The following is a 17,171-nucleotide window of genomic DNA, read 5'->3' on the forward strand; positions in this document are numbered from 1 at the left end:
TGCTGGACCTGGGTCGCGTCGCGGGCAGTGGCCGCCTCCCCCACTCCAGCGACCGCGGGAATGTGGCCTCGCCCCACCCTGGCGGGGCCGCGCTCGCCCGGCGAGCCGGCGGCCGACCCGGCGGCGTGGTGATCCTAGATCAACCGCGACGTCGCCATGGGGCTGAAGACCGCCCAGCGACGGAGACCATTCAAGATCACCCGAAGAAGTCCCGCAGTACGGACGCGACGACACCGGGCTTGCCGCGCCGGTCGGCGTTCCCGGACGCCCCGTGATCCAACCCGTCCAGCTGGACGTGCCGAGCCGACGGCAGCACCCGCGCCAGCGAGGCGACCGACTCCCGCAAGTACGCGGGGCTCCGCGTCCCGTTCAGCAGCAGCACCTCGGCGGTGATCCCGGCGTACCGGTCGAACTGGCCGCTGGCCTGGGCGGACAAGGCGAAGTCGTAGTGCAGTAGCCGTCCCAGCTCACCCATCGGCACATGACCGTCGACCCCGGCCCGGCGCGCATCCGCGCGCACACCCAGCGCGGTCAGCGACCGGAGCACCGGCCGCGGGACACGCCGCAGGAAGGCCGGCCCCATCTCGGCGGCGAGCATGCCGGTCACGAGAGCGTCGACTACCTCGCCCGCCGCCAACGATGCGTCCAGCCGCGCCAGCGCCGCCGCCGGAACGGCAGCCGAGGAGAAGATCGGTGGTTCGAAGATCGCGGCCTTCTTCACGAAGGCGGCGGCCTCCAGCGCGACGATCGCACCCGAACTCACCCCGAACACCTGGGACGTCTCCGTCGCGGCCAGCACCGCGCGTACGTCGTCCACTTCAGATTGAGGGACGCCGGGAGCCGGGTACGGGCCGCTCAGACCCCGGCCTCGCCGGTCGAGCAGGTGCACGGTGAACTGATCGCTCAACGCCTCGGCGAGTTCGCGGTGGCTCACCGCGGACTCCATCGCGCCGTGCAGAATCAGCAGGCCCGGACCGGAGCCGATCGAATACCAGCCGAGCGTCGCGCCGTCGGGCGCGGTGGTCGTACGCGTGATCATGATTTTCCTCCGGAGACTGCGGCGGACCAGGCCGACCGCCATCCGGCGATCCGGCCCAGCAGGTTCTCGACGAAGCCGGCCTCGGTGTCGAGCAGGGCCAGGCGGTACTCCTCCTCGACGAGGAACAGCGGATGCACGTCCCGCGCCAGCGCCGCGTCGATCTCCTGCCGGGTCGAGGCACGCACCTCGCTCAGCCGGGAGAGCCGCGTGGTCAGCAGCTCGACCACCTCGTCCGGCGGCAGCGCGCCGATCAACGACAGCGCGGTCACGAACCGCGGATACTCGTGCTCCGGCTCGGCGACCAGCTCCCGCAGCCAGTCGCGCAGCTCACGCCGGCCGGCGTCGGTCATCGCGTACACGGTGCGCTCGGGGCGCAGCCCGGCCCGGCCGGTCTCCACCGGCGCCACGAAGCCGGCCTTCTCCAGCTGCTGAAACACCATGTAGAGCGAGCCGTGGGTGAACTTGAGGCTCCGGTCGTCGCCGTGCGCGCGCAGCGTGCGCCCCAGGTCGTAGGGGTGCGTCGGCCCTTGGGTCAGGTAGGACAGCACCGCCAGCCCCAGCAGGTTCCCGACCTTCCGCTTCTTCGCCATGAACCTATTATTCAGTCCTGACTAATCAGAGTCAACTAGCTGGTTGTGCGACCAGCTGCCGGGGAATAGGGACGAGATGACCGAAGACGTCACGATCCCGCTGCCCACCGGGCAGGGCGAGGTCGCCGCCAGCCTCACGGTCCCGGACCAGCCTCGGGGCCTGGTCGTGTTCGCGCACGGCAGCGGCAGCTCCCGGCATAGCCCGCGCAATCGCCAGGTCGCGGACCTCCTCCAGGCCCGAGGGCAGGCCACGCTCCTGCTGGACCTGCTCACGGTGGCGGAGGAGATCGAGGAGCGGTCCCGCTTCGACATCCCGTTGCTGGCCGCGCGGCTCCAGACCGCTTGCCTTTGGGTACGCGAAGAGCCCGGACTGGAGACGGTGCGGTTGGGCCTCTTCGGGGCGAGCACGGGCGCGGCCGCCGCCCTCATCACGGCGGCGGAACCCGGGATCGACGTGACCGCGGTGGTCTCCCGGGGCGGCCGGCCCGACCTGGCCGGGCCCTATCTGCCGCTCGTCACGTCGCCGACGTTGCTGATCGTGGGCGGTGCCGACCCGCAGGTACTCGACCTCAACCGGCAGGCGGCCGCGTTGCTCCCCCGCGCGCGGCTGGCGATCGTACCGGGCGCGACGCATCTGTTCGAGGAGCCCGGCGCCCTGCGTCAGGTCGCCGACCTGGCCGCCGACTGGTTCGACCGCCATTTCCCGTGATCATTGCGCCAGCCGTGCTGTTTGAGCGGGCAATTCGCCCCGCGAAACAGCATGGCTGGCGCAATGATCACGCGGAGGGACGGTGGAATTCGGCGACCCAGCGGCGTACGGGTGGGTCCTCGTCGTCCAGCACTTCGTCGACGTCGGTCGCGACCAGGTCGCCGACCGCGAACGCGTCGATCTCCGCCCGGGTCAGCGGCCAGGGCATCTGCCCGGGGTCGCCGTCGGAGTCGCGAGCGCGGGCCAGGACGAGCAGCCTCCCGCCCGGCCCGACCAGGGCGGCGCTGTTCGCGATCGCCGTACGCCGAGCCTCGCCCAGCAGCACCTGCACCGTGTAGACCTCGAGCACGAGGTCGAAGGCGCCGATCCAGTCGGGCGGCAGCTCCAGCAGATCGGCGACCCGGTAGTCCACAGTGGTCGACGGGAACCGGCGACGGGCGGCCGCGACCGCGGTCGGGGCAATGTCGAAGGCCACCACGTCATAGCCCAGCCCGGCCAGGTACTCCGCGTCGTCGCCCAGCCCACAGCCGAGGACGACCGCCCGGCCCCGTCCGGTGGCGCGACCGGCGACCGCCCAGCGTACGAGGAGCGGGTTCGGCTCCAGGTCGGCCCACGGCACGACAGCGGCGCCCTGCTCGGCGGCGGCGTACAGGGTCTCGAACCAGGCGGTCGGCTCCCCGGCCGCCACCGATTCGGCGGCCAGCCGGCGGGCGGTGCTGCGGTCGGGCGTACTGCGATCGCTCATGATCACCAAGCCTAGCCGCCGACGTGGATGCCCGGACGCCGGGCCGGATCAGACTCCAGCTTCCGGATGATCTCGCGGACGACCGGCGGGGTGTCGCCCCGGCCCAGGATCAGGTAGCGGAACAGGTGCAGCAGCGGCGAGCCCTCCGACCACTCGAAATAGCAGTGCGGGCGTACGCCGGTGGAGTCCCGCAAGGCCAGCAGGATGGCCGCGATGGCGTTCGGCGCGGCCGGGCTCTGCGCCCGCAGGATGCGGTGCCCGTCGATCTCCGCGCCGTAGACCCGGAGGACGTCGCTGAACTTCGACGGGTCGACGATGTCGATCTCCAGGAAGAGCACGTCGGCCCGGCCCGGGACCGGGTTCATCCCGCGCTGCTCGGACTCCTTCTGGGCGTATTCGGCGGCGTCGCCGTCCTGGCGGCGGTTGGCGATGAGGTTCAGCGCCCCGTCGAACTCGATGGACTCGGTGACGAACCGGCGGGCGCGATCGTCGAACTCGATGCGGTCGGCTCGCAGCTCCGTCGTCCGGGTCACCCGCGAGATCAGGGACACCGCGATGATGCCGGCGATGAACAGGGCTGAGATGGCGATGCCGTCCGGCTTCTCGCGGATGTTCTCGCCCAAGGCGTACAAGAGGATGAGCGTGAGGAGCGCGAAGCCGGCGGAGGCCCGCTTCTGCCGGTAGCGCACGGCCGAGATGGTGACCGCGACCGCGCCCGAGACCATCATGGCCAGGATGCCGGTGGCGTAGGCGCCGGCCTGCGCGTTCACGTCCGCCCCGAACGCGATCGTGATGATCACGGAGATGAGGGTGTAAACCATGACCACCGGACGGACCGCGCGCCCCCACTCCGGCGCCATGCCGTAGGAGGGCAGGTAGCGCGGCACGATGTTGATGAGTCCGGCCATCGCCGACGCTCCGGCGAACCACAGGATGAGGATCGTGGAGATGTCGTAAACGGTGCCGAAGCCCTCACCGAGGTACTCGTGCGCGAGGTACGCCAGCGCACGGCCGTTGGCCTCGCCGCCGGGTTGGAACTCGGCGGCCGGGATGAGGATGGTCGTGACGAGGCTGGTCGCGATCAGGTAGACCGACATGATCAACGCGGCCGTCGTCAGCAGCTTGCGAGTGTTCTTGATCCGCGACCACAGGCGGGTCTTGGCGTCGTCGCCGGAAGCGGCGATCAGCGGCATCATGCTGACCCCGGTCTCGAACCCGGACAGCCCCAGCACCAGCAGCGGGAAGGCCAGCACGGCCGGGCCGATCAGGCCGGTCCAGCCACCCTCGCCGGAGGTCAGCGCGTCGGTCCAGTTCGCCCAGGCTCCGCCGGTCGTGAAGATCTCGGCGAACCCGACGACGACCACGATCGCGTTCAGGCCGAGGAAGACGGCGACGAGCGGAATGGCCACCCCGACCGCCTCGCTGAATCCGAGCAGGAACACTCCACCCAGGATGAGCAGCAGCACCACGGTGATCAGCACGGCGTGCCCGTGCAGGAAGCTGGGCGAGTGCGGGTTCTCCAGCAGGTGGACCGAGGCGTCGGCGGCCGACAGGGTGATCGTGACGATCCACGACGTCGCCACGAACCCGAGCAGCACGAGCACGAACAGCTTGCCGCGCCAGAAGGGCAGCAGGTCTTCCAGCATCGCCACCGAGCCCTGCCCGTTCGGGCTCTCCTTGGCCACGCGGCGGTACATCGGCAGCATGCCGAGCAGGGTCAGCCCCACGATCAGCAGGGTCGCCAGCGGCGACAACGCGCCGGCGGCGAGCGCGGCGATGGCCGGCAGGTACGCCAGCGTGGAGAAGTAGTCGACCCCGGTCAGGCACATGACCTTCCACCAGGGCTGCGGCGTCGCGTGGCCTTCCTGCGCCTCCGGGCCGACGACGGCCTGCACCCGGTGCTGCAACAGCCAGCGGCCGAGCGCCCCCGGTGGGCCGGACCGGGCGCCGGGGGTGTCGACGACGGCCGGGACGGCGTACTCGGGCTTGGGCGGGTTCTTCGGCTGGGTCTCGCGCGGCACCCGATCACGATAGGGGGTTTGACCAAACTGTTCCGGGGAACCCCGGCGATATGCGACGTCGATCCACCTTCGCGCAGTTCGCCGACGAGAGCGGCGTCCTGCTCATCGTCGCGATCCTGGTCGCCGGGCTCGCCGCCGTCCGCCTGCCCGCCGCCCACCCGGGCCGGTCGACCGGCGAATACCTGCTCGCCGCACTGATCACCGTCACCGTCTTCGGACTGTGCGCGGCGGCCCATGAGCTTGCTCACGTCGCCTCGTCGGCGTCGGCGGCGTCCTCGGCGTCGGCGGCGTCCTCGGCGTCGGCGGCGGCGTCCTCGGCGTCGGCGTCGGCGGTGCCCTCGGCGGCGGTGCCCCCGTCGTCGGTGCCCCCGTCGTCGGTGTCTGCGGGCACGCCGTCGGCGTCGGCCGAGCTGATGGCGGCTGCCGCGGGACCGCTCGCCAGCTTGGCGCTCGGCGGACTGTGCGGAGTCGTGACGGCGGCCTTGATCCTCGCGGGCGCCGGAGGCCTGGTCGTGTCGGTCGTGGCGTACGTCGGTCTGGCCAATCTGGTGCTCGCGGCCGGGACCCTCCTCCCAGGGGCGTCCTCCGACGGCGGGCGCCTGTTGCGGGCCTGGATCTGGCGTTCGACGGGTGATCCGCGCCGGGCGACTCGGGGCGCGGCCCGGGCCGGCCGGGCGGTGGGATTCGTGCTGCTGCTCGGCGGGGTCGTCACCCTCGTCGCCGGGGCGGCGGTCGTCGGCATCTGGCTCGCCCTGACCGGCTGGTTCGTCGCCGCCCAACTGTGATTCCGCGATCTTGTCGCGCCTCGCCGCGGAGCGGGTCGGCGTGACAGAATCAGGCGCATGTCCAAAGTGACCTGCGTCGTGTGTGGGCATACCGAGCACGGGGACAGCTCGTACTGCATGAATCCCACGTGTGGCGAGCTGCTGCCGACCGCGGTGCGTACGCAGTCGCAAGTGGATACGGTAGAACCGTCTGTTGTAGACGCCGAGGCCACTCCGGAGCCGGAGCCCGACTCCAGTCCGGTCGCCTCGACGGTGGCGGCCGCTCCAGCGGACCCGGTCGACGTGCCCCCTGCCGCTCCCCCACCGCCCGCCCCCGTACGCCGCAAGCCGGCGGTCGCGGCGGTCTCCAGCGCCCGTCGCTGGCTGCTGGGTCTGGCCGCGGCCGTGGTCCTCTTCGCGCTGGCCGTGGCGTTCAGCCGGGGCACCGCCCGGCCGGCCGTCGAGATCTCCCCCGAGGCGTTGCCGCGCGCGTCCGAGGTCGCGGCGATGGCGCCCCAGGTCACCGTGGCCAAGGACGAACGGGTCGCGGTGACGCTGACCGTCGCCGACAACAGCGGCGGTCTGGCGGCGTTCTATGTGCTCGGCGGTCCGGTCGGCGGGGAACCGGCCACAATGGCCGATGGGCGGAAGGGGACGACGTCCATCCGCGTTTACCCGCTCAATCCCGAGGTCGAGTACTGTTTCGTCGTGGTCGCGGTGCTGTCCGTCGACGAGGTCGCCCCATCCGCGCAGGTGTGCACGAGTCGATTCGGAACCAAGAAGCCATGAGTGAAGTGCTGCACGTCTCGCCGGACCTGCCGGGTGCGTACCCCCGGGTGCAGGACGCCCTGTCGATGGCGCGTCCCGGCGACCAGATCGTCGTCGCCCCAGGTGAGTACGCCGAGAACGTCCGCCTGGACAACCGGACCGTCACGATCAGCGCCGTCGAGCCGGGCACCGTCACCCTGTACGCCGGCGATCCACTGTGGCCCGTCATCGAGGCTCGGGGCGGCGCGGTCGAGCTGCGGCACCTGCGCATCGTCGGCGCGGAGGCCGCCGCGGTGACCGCTACGCACGCGGCCGTGAAGATGCTGGACTGCGAGATCTCGGCGGCTTCAGGCGCGGGGGTACACCTCGGCTCGGGCTGCCAGTTCGAGCTCGACCGGTGCCGCGTCGTCGGCGCGCAGTTGGGCGTACAGCTCGACGGGTGCGCGGGCACGATGACGAACTGCACGATCTCCGAGATCGTCTCCGACGGGATCCTGATCCGCTCGGCCGACCCGGTGCTGCGCAACTGCGTCGTCAGCGACGCCGGATACCGCGGCGTCTACATCTACGACTACTCCCGGCCGACTCTGGAGAACTGCGGCGTCTCGCGTACGGGGGACATCGGGATCGCCGTGGCACAGCAGAGCAACCCGATCATGCGCCGCTGCCGGATCACCGAGACGGGCGGCGTGGGGATCAGCTTCGCCGCGGGATGTGGTGGGCAGATCTCGGGCTGCGTCGCCGAGCAGACCGCCGCTCCCGGCATCCTGCTCGCCCCGGGCAGCACGGTCGAGGTCGTCGAGGCCGGGCGGCCGCCGGCCGCGAAGATCGAACCGGTCGCGGCGGCCGGCCGCCAGGACGTCGCGCGCTCGGAGGACCTGCTGCTCCAGCTGGACGCGCTGGTGGGGTTGCCCGGCGTCAAGGCCGAGGTGCACGGCATCATCGACGAACTCCAGGTCAACGAATGGCGGCGCAGCGGCGGGCTGTCCGTCGCCCAGTCCACCAACCATCTGATCTTCGCGGGCTCGCCGGGCACGGGGAAGACGACCGTCGCCCGGATCTACGGTCAGCTGCTCGCCGCCCTCGGCATCCTGCCCCGGGGCGACTTCGTCGAGGTGTCCCGCCGTGACCTCGTCGGGCAGTACCTCGGGCACACCGCCGAGAAGACGTCGGCCGCGTTCGAGAAGGCCCTCGGCGGGGTGCTGTTCATCGACGAGGCGTACACGCTGTCGCGTACCTTCGGGTCGGGCGGCGACTTCGGCCAGGAGGCGATCGACACCCTGGTCAAACTGATGGAAGACCACCGGCACGAGATCGCCGTGATCGCCGCCGGATACACCGGCGAGATGAACGACTTCCTCGACGCCAACCCCGGTCTCGCCTCACGGTTCAACAAGACGATCGTCTTCGAGGACTACGAGGCCGACGAGCTGGTCGCCATCCTCAACACCATGGCCGAGGCGAACGAGTACACCTTGGATCCGCAGTTGCTGGCCGCGATCGGCGGCTACTTCTCGGCCCTGCAACGCGATCGCAACTTCGGCAACGCCCGGGAAGCCCGCAAGCTGTTCGACGGCATGCGGAAGGCGCAGGCCCAGCGGCTGCGGCAACTTCGCCGCGTACCCACCGCCGAGGAACTGCAGTTGCTCGTCTTCGACGACTTGGCTGCGGTACTGGCCTAGCCGTTCAGGCGCGGCCGAAGATCCGGGTGACCGGCTGCTCCGTCTCGGCCTCCGGCTGCGCGGTCCAGCCTTCCGCCTCGGTCGACACGACTTTGGGCTTGTCGGCGGTCGCGTCCCGGCCTCGGCCGCTGAGCGCCGCCGGTCCAGCGCCGACACCGGGGTCCACCAGTTTGGGGCCGCCTCGGCGTACGGGACGGGGTCCGCCTCCCCCACCGCCGCCACCGCCTCCGGCGGACGGCGGCATCATCGGCGGCAGGTACGGCGCTTGCTCCGCACCGGCCGCGGCCGCGGTCGACCCGATCGTCGATGCGCCAGCGTTCGTGGTGGCACCGGCATCGCCCGCCGGGATCGGGCTGACGGGCGTACCTCCGCCGCCTCCCCCACCGCCGCCGGGATGGGCGGCGTTCCGGCCGTCGAGCGAGACCGGCGAGTCGGGGTTGTCCCACGGATTGTCGTCCCACCAGTCGGGCCGGGTGGCGTTGGCGTTGTTGCCGGTGCCGCTACCGGGCGTGATGGGCACCGTGACGCCGCCGGGCGTTCCACCACCGCCGCCACCACCGGGATTCGTCCCGTTGCCGGTGCCCGGAACGGTCGGCGGCGTGACGCCACCGCCTCCGCCCCCACCGCCGTTGGTGCTCCCACTGCCGTTGGTGCTCCCGTTGCCGGTGCCGGGAACCGTCGGGATGACGGGAATCGTCGGGACTGCGACGCCGCCGGTGTTCCCGGCGTTGCCGCCGAGGTTGCCCGGAATGCTGGGCGGGGTCACGCCGCCGGTGCCGTTGTTCGCGCCGCCGTTGTCGGTGGTGCCGCCGGTGCCGAGGTTGGCGTTCCCGTTGGTGCCGAAGGGGTTCGAGTCGCCCGGCTTGATCCGTTCGACGCGGGCCTCCTGGTCGTCCGGCGTGTTCGCGTTGTGGTTCTTGGGATCCTTGGCGGCGGCCGCCGCGGCGGCGGCGAGGGCGGCGGCCAACGCCGCCGCGATGTCGTTCGGGTCGATCGGCGGGCCGGGCAGCCAGCCCTCGCCGGGTGCCCATTTGTCCTTCGGCGGCTTCTGGTTGTTCGTCTTCGGCGGCTGGACGCTGGGACCTGCGGCGGGACCAGCACCCGGTCCGGTCGGGCCACCACCGGGAATCTTCGGCCTGCTGGTCGGGCTGGACGGAAGCTGCGGCTTCGTGACGGCGTCGAGCATCAGCCCCTGATAAGAGGCCGGCGGCTCCCACTTGGAGTTCTCGCCGACGACCGACACGCTCATCTCCAGGCCGAACTTGGCGATGCGCCGGCCGGACGCGTTCATCTCCGTCGTGACTTTGACGTTGTAGTCGTTGATGAGCTGCTCGTTCGTGACGCCGATCGGCTTGCCCGCGCGCAGCCGGGCGTTGGTCTCGTCGGCCAGGTCGACCAGCCGGTCGTGGAGTGCGTCCAGCTCCGCCATCGTCTTCCGCCGGGACTCCGACACCGTCAAGGCCACCGAGCGGAGCTTCTGCTCGAGGCTCTTCACCCCTTCGTTCCAGGCCTGGAGATTGGACGCCGTGGTGTACGCCTGCTCGCGAAGCCGGTCGTGCGCGTCGCCGGTCCACTTCGCGTGCGAGTCGAGCAGGTCGATCAAGCTCTTCAGCTTCCGGCCGTAGTCGAACAGGCTCAGCGAGATCCAGGCGAGCGCGGTGGCGATATGGGTGATCGGCTCGTCCACGATGCTCATGACCGTGTCGACCACCTCGGGATATGGAATGCTCTCCCAGTCGTAGGGTCCGCTCGGCGGCGTACCGCCCGCGGGTTTCACCCGATCGCGCCCGGCCACCCCGCCGAGACCGGTGACCGTCACCGAGTCCGGCGTGAGTCCAGGCTCGTCGACGACAGTGATGCCGAGCTTCTCCAGGATCTCCTTGTCGACCTTGGCCAGCTCCTTGCGGCTGTACTCCTCGTGGCCGCCGTACGCGGACGCCGCGACCTCGACGCCCTTGCGGTAGGACTTCAGCCCGTCCATCACCACTTCGCGATAGCCGAGGATGCCCGACGTGCCGTCGCCGACGTAGGACCGCACCGCCGCCGCGAAATAGGTGAACTCCGGTAGCTCACGTCCGAAGCCGTCGATCTTGATCGTGTCGAGATAGTCGCGGATGCCCAGCTGCGTGCCGTTGTAGTGAGGATGCGTTCCCTCGATGTAATCGTCGGTGTCGTCGCGGAAGTTCTTCTCGAACTTCTGGAAATCCTGCGTCCATTCCAGCATCGCCTTGGGATGAACCTGAACCTCGTCAGCCATGGCACCCCCTCCCGTGACGGTTGACCACCACTAGGACACCTGCCGAGAGACCGGCCGGGCCGGCGTACCCGGACCGGGGTCGGCGGCGGAAGCGTTCGCCGGCTGCTCCGCCGACCCGAGCCAGGTCCCTGCCTCGGTCGCCACGACCTGCGGCTCGTCCTTGTCCGCGTCCCGGCCCCGGCCGGTCAGTGCGCCCGGCCCACGGCGGCCGAAGCCCGGCTCCACGACTCGGGGACTGCCTCGGCGTACGGCGCGTGGGGAGCCGGCTCCCCCGGCGGGGGCTCCACCGCCGCCGCCCATCATCGGCGGCAGGAACGGCATCGAGGCCGCGTCGCTGCTCGCCGCCCCGGCACCACCGATGACGGCGGTTGCCCCGGCCCCACCACCCGGGCTGACGGAGGTCAGTGCGGAAGACTCCTCCTCCGGCGCGGCGAGGCGGCCGTCGAGCGACACCGGTGAGGTCGGGCTGGTCGTCCAGGTGTTCCACCACGGTGGAGTCCCGCTGCTCACGTCGTCCGTCCGCCGCGCGGGCGACCGCACGACGCCCGTCGGTGTCCCGACGCCGGAGCCGGGCGTACCCGGGATCGTCGGAATCACGGGGACGGTCGGGGTCGTGGGAATCGCCGGGACAGTGGGATCGGTGACGGTTCCGGTGCCGATCCCGGGAGCCGTCACCGTCGGCGCGTCCGGTAGCCCTGGCATCGTCGGGGTGGCCGCAGTGACACCCGGCAGGTCGGCCGTGGGCAGGGCACCGGCCGGAACCACGGTGGCGAGTGTGATGACCGGTGTCTGGGTCGGCTTCGCCGGGTAGACGAGCGGCCGGCACATCACCGGCGGCTCGTACGGATCGGTCTTCGGAACCTTCGGCTTGACCGTCGTGGCCGGCGGCTTGGCCGGGCCCGCGCCCGGCCCGCCTCCGCCCGGTCCACCGCCGGGACCGCCGCCCGGCGCGGCGGGGCCGCCCGGTCTCACGACGGCGTCGAGCATCAGTCCCCGGTACGGGTCGGGCGCGTCCCAGGTGACGTTGGCGAGCAGGCCTTCGCTCAGGGCGCGGCCGATCTTCTGGATCTCCTCCGCCGCCCGCTGCCGGCGATAGTCCAGCGACCCTTGCCGAAGGTCCTCCAACTGGGCCGCCGTGAGACCAGACGCGCTGTGCGACGATCCGGGCGGCACGTACAGTCCATGCTCGTCGGCGACGGCGATCGCCGCGTCGTACTGGTCGTTCAGCGTCTTGACCTCGCTGTCGTAGTCGTCCACCTGGAGCCGGGTGTTCTCCCGCGCCCAGCGGACGACCGCCGCCGCCCGGTAGACCATCTGCGCGAGCTTCTGCAGCTCGGAGCTCCAGGTGGTCATCGAAACCTGGGTGCTGTCGGCCGTACGCTCGAAGACGCGGGCGGCACGGCCTTCCCAGGTGCGATGGTTGCCGAGCAGCCGTACCCGGTCCGCCAGCCGCGCCGAGGAGGTCAGCAGTGAGGTGCCGAGGACGCCGAAGCCGGTGGCCAGGTGGAACAGCGGCTCGTCCCGCACACTCAGGACGGTCTGGGCGACCTGGGGATACGGTATGCCGGACCAGTCGCCGGCGGTGGCGGGCTTGGTGACGGCGGGCGGGCGGACCTGGCTGCGCGCCGCGGCGTCGGACTCTCCAGCGATCTTGATAGTCGCCTCCGAGTACGCGGGCGACCTGTCGAGCGTGATTCCGGCCTTCTCCAGGATCGAGTCGTCGATCCGGTCGAACTCTTTCTGCCCGTAGACCTCGTTGTTGCCGTACTCGCCGGCGGCGGTCTCCACCATCTTGCGATAGGACTTCAAGCCGTCGCCGACGACGCCGACGTAGCCGAGGATGCCGGACGACTCGTCTCCGAGGTACGCCTTCATCGCCGCTACGTAGTAGGTGAACTCAGGCAGCTCCGAAGCGCCGTCCTGCATCTGGACGATGCCGACGGCGTAGTCGCCGATCTTGCTGTTGGTCCCGTAGCTGACGTGCTCACCGGTGCCCCCGACGATGTCGCCGGTCTCGTCGTCGAAGTCGGTCTCGACTGCCTGGAAGTCGTGGGCCCAGTCACGCATGTCCTGGCCGTGCGTCTGCACCTCGCCAGCCATCGCGCCTCTCTCTCAGCGGTGAAGGAGCCGGTCAGAAGGACGACTGCCGGTGGGATGCCGACGGGGCCGAGCCGGTGTCCGGGCCGACCGCGGGCGTGGTGGTCTCGATGTCCGGCTTCTGGTCGGCGAGCCACGGATCGGCGATCTGCTCGATCTCGACGGTCGGCTCGGGCGCGCGCCGCTTCTTCGATCGTCCGGACAGGACGGAGCGATCGGCGAGCCCCTGTGAGTCCACGAGTTTCGGCGCACCACGGCGAACAGGACGCGCCGAACCGGCCCCGCCACCGCCGCCCATGCCGCCCATGCCCGCGCCGCCCATGGGCGGCATCATCGGCGGATACATCTGGGAGTTCGCGTCGCCTCCGCCACCGCCGATGGCGGAGCTGGTCAAGCCGCCACCGTCGACGCCGGGACGGATGGGGGTCACCGGAGTGTCGGTGAAGGGATCACCGCCGAGCCCACCAAGGCCGCCGCCGGCTCCGAGGCCGTTACGGCCGTCGAGGGAGACTCCCGGGGTGATCGGGTCCGGCGTCCACGGCTGGCTTCCCCAGCCGGATCCGTTGGTGCCGCCCCCGCCGGGCGTCGTCGGGAACGTCGGCAGCGGGGTGGTCCCGCCGCCACCGGTGCCGGTACCGCCATTGGTGCCACCGGTCCCGGTGCCGTTGCCGCCGCCGGTGCCGGGAACGGTGGGAGGTGTGACTCCGCCACCGTTGCCGGTCCCACCGCCACCAGTCCCCGGCACGGTCGGGACGGTGGGGATGGGCGGCACGACGACTCCGCCGCCGTTACCCGAGCCGCCCGAACCAGTTCCCGTGCCACCGGTCCCGGTGCCGGGGACCGTCGGGATCGTCGGTGGCGTCACGGTGCCGTCGTTGGGATTACCCGTCCCACCACCGGTGCCACCGGTACCGCCCGTCCCACCATTGGTGCCACCGCCGGTGCCGGGGACGGTCGGGATCGTCGGTGGCGTCACGGTGCCGTCGTTCGGATTGCCTGTTCCGTTCCCGTTGCCGTTGCCGTTGCCGTTGTTGCCGTTGCCGTTGCCGTTCCCGTTGTTGCCGTTGCCGTTGTTGCCGTTGTTGTTCCCGCCGGGATTCGTCGGCACGGTCGGCGGGGTGACGGTGCCGTCGTTGGGATTCGTGGGCTTGGTGCCGGTCGGCTGCTTCGTGTTGTTCTTGGGCGCGGTCGGCACCTTCGGCGCGCTCACCTGCGGCGCGGCCCCACCGCCACCACCGCCACCGCCGCCTCCGCCCCCGCCGCCGAGGTTCGGCGCGCCGAGCTTCGGCTTGTTCCCGCCGGTCGGATCGACTCCGGGGCCACCTGCTTCGGAGGCCAGCATCAGGCCCTCGTAGGGGTCGGGAGTGTCCCACCTGGTGTTGTCGAGGAGGCCCTGGCTCATCCTCTCGCCGATCTCCGCCAGCTTCTTGTGGGTCTCCTCGATCTCCTCGTCGATGTGATCGCTGTACGCCTGCTGGAACTGCGGGATGGTGATGCCCTGGTAGGTCTTGGTGGAGTTCTGGTTGGCGAGCCGGATCTTCTCGTTGTAGATGTCGGCCCAGCCGTTGAACGCCTTGTTGAGCCGGGTGATCTCTTTGCCGGCCTCGTTGTTGGCCGTCCGGATCGCCCAGGCCGCCCGGTCCAGCATGTCCTCGAGGTCGTGCAGCTTGGTGTTCCAGGACTCCATGTTCTTGGCCGTCAAGGCGGCTTGATCGGCGAAGACGTCGTGGGCGTCGCCGATCCACATCGCCTTGTCCCCACCGCTGCCGAGCTGGCTGACTCGCGACTTGAGGCGCTGGGCGTAGTCGAAGAACGTGAGCCCGATCCAGCCGATCATCGTGCTGAGATGGAAGACCGGCTCGTCTTTCATGCTGAGGATCGTGTAGTACTGCTCGGTGTAGTTCATCGACTTCCAGTCGCTCGGCTTGCCCGGCGACGACGCCGAGGGCGGCAGGAACCGAGTGCGACTGGCCGCGCCGGGCAGGCCGGTGACCGTGACGGTGTTCGGGGTGTAACCGGGGGCGTCCTCGATCTTGATGCCGAGCTTCTCGAAGATGTCCTTGTCTACCTTGGACAGCTCCTTGCGGCTGTACTCCTCGTGGTTGCCGTACTCGTTAGACGCGATCTCGGCGGCCTTGCCGTAGGACTTGAACCCCGCCTCGACGACGTAGCGGTAGCCGATGATGCCCGAGTTCTTGTCGCCGATGTAGGACTTCACCGTCTCGATGAAGTAGGTGAATTCCGGCAGCGTACGCCCTGCCGCCGCGAGCGCGCCGACATGGATCTGGTTGGCGTAGTCGCCGATGGGGTCGTCAGTGCCGATGCTGACGTGCTTGCCGCCGCCCTCGATCGCGTCGTCGGACTCGTCGACGAAGCTCTTGTTCACCTTCCCGAAGTCGGCCGCCCAGTCCTTGATGCCGCGCCCGTCGTTCTGGACCTTGTCACCCACGGCGTTCCTCCGCCCGGCCACGGCGCTGGCGAGCCGCCGATTCCCGCTGCGCCGCCGCGGATCGTGCCGTCGATCCGGACGCGGGTGCGATCGGGTCAGGGCTAGCGACCGGGGCGGCCTCCGGACGCTGGAGGCTGCCGCCTCGGGCGACCGTCCGCGATCGGAGCACGGAACCGGATTCGATGCTCTCGGTCAGCGTCACCGGTGGACCGGCGAAGGCTCGCGGCGACGCGGCCCACCGGCCGTCGAGGCGTACGCCGGGTGACGGCCACAGACCGAGCGGCATCCCGGGCGGCAGATCGTCGTCGGTGTGCGCCACGATCGATGTCCGGGCGCCCCGGCCGGTGACGAGCCCGGATCGGTCGACGATCGGGGCCGGCCGCAGCGAACCGCCGCCCCCACCGATCAGGGGCGGGCCGGTGACCGCGGACCGGCCGGCGAGACCGGGCAGGAGCGGAAGGGCGTCGCCGTCGTCCAGGCGGTGGATCTGCTCCGGCTGCAGGCTGCCCGGTTGGAACTGGCCCGCCGGCTCGACCGGAGTGCCGGGGAGCCGGGTGACCGGGGATCCGCCACGGCTGGTGCCCCGGCCGCCCAACGATGGGGAGAGTCCGCCGCGCGATCCCAGGATCGGTACGCCGCCCAAGCCGGAGGAAGCACCGCCGATGGACGGCGGCAGGGTCGTCAACGGGGGCCGGCCGCTCAGGATGGGCGGCCCCACCGGGGGTCGCAGAACCGGTGCCCCGCCCGGTGGCAAGCCGCCGATGCCGGGGACTGTCACCAGGCCGGACTGCCCGCCGACGCCACCGCCGGGCGTACCGGGGACGGTCGGCGGGACGACCTGACCGGAACCGTTTCCGGGATTGCCTGACGGACCCGAGTCGTCGCCGGGATTGCCGGGATCCCCGTCGTCCGGGCCGGACGGCCCCGGGTTCGGCGGCACCGGCGGCGTCGGCAGGTTCGGGCCACCGGGGCCGCCGGGACCTGGCGTAGCCGGGGTATTCGGGGCGTTGAGTCCGCCGCCGCCCGGGTCGTCGAGTCCACCCGTCGGCGGGTTGGGGTCGAGACCGACCAGCCCTCGATAGCGGTCGACCGGCTCCCAGGCGTCGCCGCTGGTCGCCAGGTCGGCGCCGAGCTGCTTGGCGATGGCCCGGGCCGAGATGGTCGCGCCCATCCAGGCCTGGTTGATCTGCTTGAGGATGACGTCCTGCTGCTCGGGCGTGGTCGCCTCGGCGAGGTCGAGCTGACGGTCGTCCAAGGTGGTCTTCAGGTTTCCGGCGATCTCCCGGATGCGGTCCTTCGCGGTGGCGAGGCGGATCGCGGTCATCTCGTAATTGGCGGCCCGCTGGTCGGCGCTCGCCCGCCAGCGCTTGGCCGAGGCGATGGTCTTGCCGACGTTGCCGTGGAACTCCGTGCCGCCTTCACCGTACCAGTGCAGTCCCTTGACGTCCTCGCCGAACCGCTGCTGTGCGGTGTCGATCGCGTCGGCGATCTTGCGCCAGCCGGCCGCCAGGTCGGTCACCGCCGTCACGTCGACGCCCAGGACGAGGGTCTTGATCTGGTCCAGGGACAGCGCGTCCCACCCGGTACGCGTATCGCCGGGCCGGGCGTATCCGTAGTCCTTGGGGGCGGCCGGCGGCGCGGCCGGGACGGTGACCGCCTCGCCGTAGTCCGGGCCGGGCGCCTCCCCTGCGACGAGGGCGTCCTCGATCTTCTGCAGGGTCTTCCTGCCCTGCTGCTCGACGTGCTCGTACCAGCCGGCCGCGAGGTCGGCGGCGTATCCGGTGCTGGACAGGCCGTCGCCGAAGTCGAGGCTGAACGCCTTCAGCACTTTGTGGTCGGCCAGCGCGACCCGGCCGAAGCGCAGGAGTTCGAGGAAACCGTCCTGGGTGCCGATGCGCTGAGCGGCCTTCTCGATGTCGGGTAGTTGCTCACCGGCGACGCCGGTGAATCCGAGGGCTGCACGGCGGGCATCCCCGCTGAAGGCGCGCAGACCCTCCAGTTCCGCCTGGAGAAGGTCACCGTCCCCCACGATCAGAAGGATAACTGCCCA

At 70.9% G+C, this 17,171-nt stretch carries 12 protein-coding genes; 4 read left to right on the top strand and 8 right to left on the bottom strand.

What is annotated here, in order from left to right; genetic code table 11:
• Window positions 1–196: 196 nt before the first annotated feature.
• Together AB0H43_RS23375 and AB0H43_RS23380 are read right to left on the bottom strand one after the other, a co-directional pair.
• Window positions 197–1,039, bottom strand: coding sequence for an alpha/beta hydrolase (locus AB0H43_RS23375; RefSeq protein ID WP_360002287.1), 843 nt, complete (start codon window positions 1,037–1,039; stop codon window positions 197–199).
• Window positions 1,036–1,629, bottom strand: a complete 594-nt coding sequence (locus AB0H43_RS23380) for a PadR family transcriptional regulator (protein WP_360002289.1) — start codon at window positions 1,627–1,629, stop codon at window positions 1,036–1,038. The genes AB0H43_RS23375 and AB0H43_RS23380 overlap by 4 nt, the downstream gene beginning before the upstream one ends.
• A 76-nt stretch (window positions 1,630–1,705) precedes the next feature.
• Here AB0H43_RS23380 and AB0H43_RS23385 point away from each other — a divergent pair, with 76 nt between their 5' ends.
• Entirely contained in the window at window positions 1,706–2,338 is a 633-nt protein-coding gene (locus tag AB0H43_RS23385; protein ID WP_360002291.1) for a hydrolase, read from the top strand.
• Between the two features lie 67 nt (window positions 2,339–2,405).
• Here the strand turns inward: AB0H43_RS23385 and AB0H43_RS23390 are convergent, their stop codons facing one another.
• The gene (locus tag AB0H43_RS23390; RefSeq protein WP_360002292.1) at window positions 2,406–3,083 is read right to left on the bottom strand and encodes a class I SAM-dependent methyltransferase; all 678 of its coding nucleotides are present in this window, start codon (window positions 3,081–3,083) and stop codon (window positions 2,406–2,408) included.
• Between the two features lie 11 nt (window positions 3,084–3,094).
• The gene (locus tag AB0H43_RS23395; protein ID WP_360002295.1) at window positions 3,095–5,104 is read right to left on the bottom strand and encodes an amino acid permease; all 2,010 of its coding nucleotides are present in this window, start codon (window positions 5,102–5,104) and stop codon (window positions 3,095–3,097) included.
• Window positions 5,105–5,154: 50 nt separating this feature from the next.
• Here AB0H43_RS23395 and AB0H43_RS23400 point away from each other — a divergent pair, with 50 nt between their 5' ends.
• From AB0H43_RS23400 to AB0H43_RS23410, 3 genes are read left to right on the top strand one after another with little or no spacing between them, the layout of a single operon-like run.
• The gene (locus AB0H43_RS23400; RefSeq protein WP_360002297.1) at window positions 5,155–5,889 is read left to right on the top strand and encodes a hypothetical protein; all 735 of its coding nucleotides are present in this window, start codon (window positions 5,155–5,157) and stop codon (window positions 5,887–5,889) included.
• Between the two features lie 57 nt (window positions 5,890–5,946).
• The gene (locus AB0H43_RS23405; RefSeq protein ID WP_360002299.1) at window positions 5,947–6,657 is read left to right on the top strand and encodes a hypothetical protein; all 711 of its coding nucleotides are present in this window, start codon (window positions 5,947–5,949) and stop codon (window positions 6,655–6,657) included.
• On the top strand, window positions 6,654–8,318 hold the full coding sequence (locus AB0H43_RS23410; RefSeq protein ID WP_360002300.1) for a right-handed parallel beta-helix repeat-containing protein: 1,665 nt from the start codon (window positions 6,654–6,656) through the stop codon (window positions 8,316–8,318). Before AB0H43_RS23405 ends, AB0H43_RS23410 begins: the two co-directional genes overlap by 4 nt.
• 4 nt (window positions 8,319–8,322) lie before the next feature.
• Here the strand turns inward: AB0H43_RS23410 and AB0H43_RS23415 are convergent, their stop codons facing one another.
• Genes AB0H43_RS23415 through AB0H43_RS23430 form a run of 4 tightly spaced genes read right to left on the bottom strand, consistent with a single transcriptional unit; the run spans window position 8,323 to window position 17,150 of the window.
• Complete coding sequence (locus AB0H43_RS23415; RefSeq protein WP_360002301.1) at window positions 8,323–10,575, bottom strand: hypothetical protein; 2,253 nt, start codon at window positions 10,573–10,575, stop codon at window positions 8,323–8,325.
• A 30-nt stretch (window positions 10,576–10,605) separates the two neighbouring features.
• Window positions 10,606–12,675 (bottom strand): hypothetical protein, encoded by a 2,070-nt coding sequence (locus AB0H43_RS23420; RefSeq protein WP_360002302.1) that lies wholly within the window; start codon window positions 12,673–12,675, stop codon window positions 10,606–10,608.
• A gap of 31 nt (window positions 12,676–12,706) precedes the next feature.
• Window positions 12,707–15,121 carry a WXG100 family type VII secretion target gene (locus AB0H43_RS23425; RefSeq protein ID WP_360002304.1) on the bottom strand — a complete coding sequence of 805 codons (2,415 nt, stop codon included), beginning with the start codon at window positions 15,119–15,121 and terminating at the stop codon, window positions 12,707–12,709.
• Window positions 15,114–17,150, bottom strand: coding sequence for a hypothetical protein (locus AB0H43_RS23430; RefSeq protein WP_360002306.1), 2,037 nt, complete (start codon window positions 17,148–17,150; stop codon window positions 15,114–15,116). The genes AB0H43_RS23425 and AB0H43_RS23430 overlap by 8 nt, the downstream gene beginning before the upstream one ends.
• Window positions 17,151–17,171 lie beyond the last annotated feature (21 nt).

Origin of the sequence: Hamadaea sp. NPDC050747, assembly GCF_040654195.1 — a bacterium.
GTDB lineage: Bacteria > Actinomycetota > Actinomycetes > Mycobacteriales > Micromonosporaceae > Hamadaea.

What these genes read in the sequence shown, in the direction of transcription:
- AB0H43_RS23375 (WP_360002287.1), bottom strand. Translation starts at nt 1,039, where the DNA reads ATGATCACGCGTACGACCACCGCGCCCGACGGCGCGACGCTCGGCTGG.
- AB0H43_RS23380 (WP_360002289.1), bottom strand. Translation starts at nt 1,629, where the DNA reads ATGGCGAAGAAGCGGAAGGTCGGGAACCTGCTGGGGCTGGCGGTGCTG.
- AB0H43_RS23385 (WP_360002291.1), top strand. Translation starts at nt 1,706, where the DNA reads ATGACCGAAGACGTCACGATCCCGCTGCCCACCGGGCAGGGCGAGGTC.
- AB0H43_RS23390 (WP_360002292.1), bottom strand. Translation starts at nt 3,083, where the DNA reads ATGAGCGATCGCAGTACGCCCGACCGCAGCACCGCCCGCCGGCTGGCC.
- AB0H43_RS23400 (WP_360002297.1), top strand. Translation starts at nt 5,155, where the DNA reads ATGCGACGTCGATCCACCTTCGCGCAGTTCGCCGACGAGAGCGGCGTC.
- AB0H43_RS23405 (WP_360002299.1), top strand. Translation starts at nt 5,947, where the DNA reads ATGTCCAAAGTGACCTGCGTCGTGTGTGGGCATACCGAGCACGGGGAC.
- AB0H43_RS23410 (WP_360002300.1), top strand. Translation starts at nt 6,654, where the DNA reads ATGAGTGAAGTGCTGCACGTCTCGCCGGACCTGCCGGGTGCGTACCCC.
- AB0H43_RS23415 (WP_360002301.1), bottom strand. Translation starts at nt 10,575, where the DNA reads ATGGCTGACGAGGTTCAGGTTCATCCCAAGGCGATGCTGGAATGGACG.
- AB0H43_RS23420 (WP_360002302.1), bottom strand. Translation starts at nt 12,675, where the DNA reads ATGGCTGGCGAGGTGCAGACGCACGGCCAGGACATGCGTGACTGGGCC.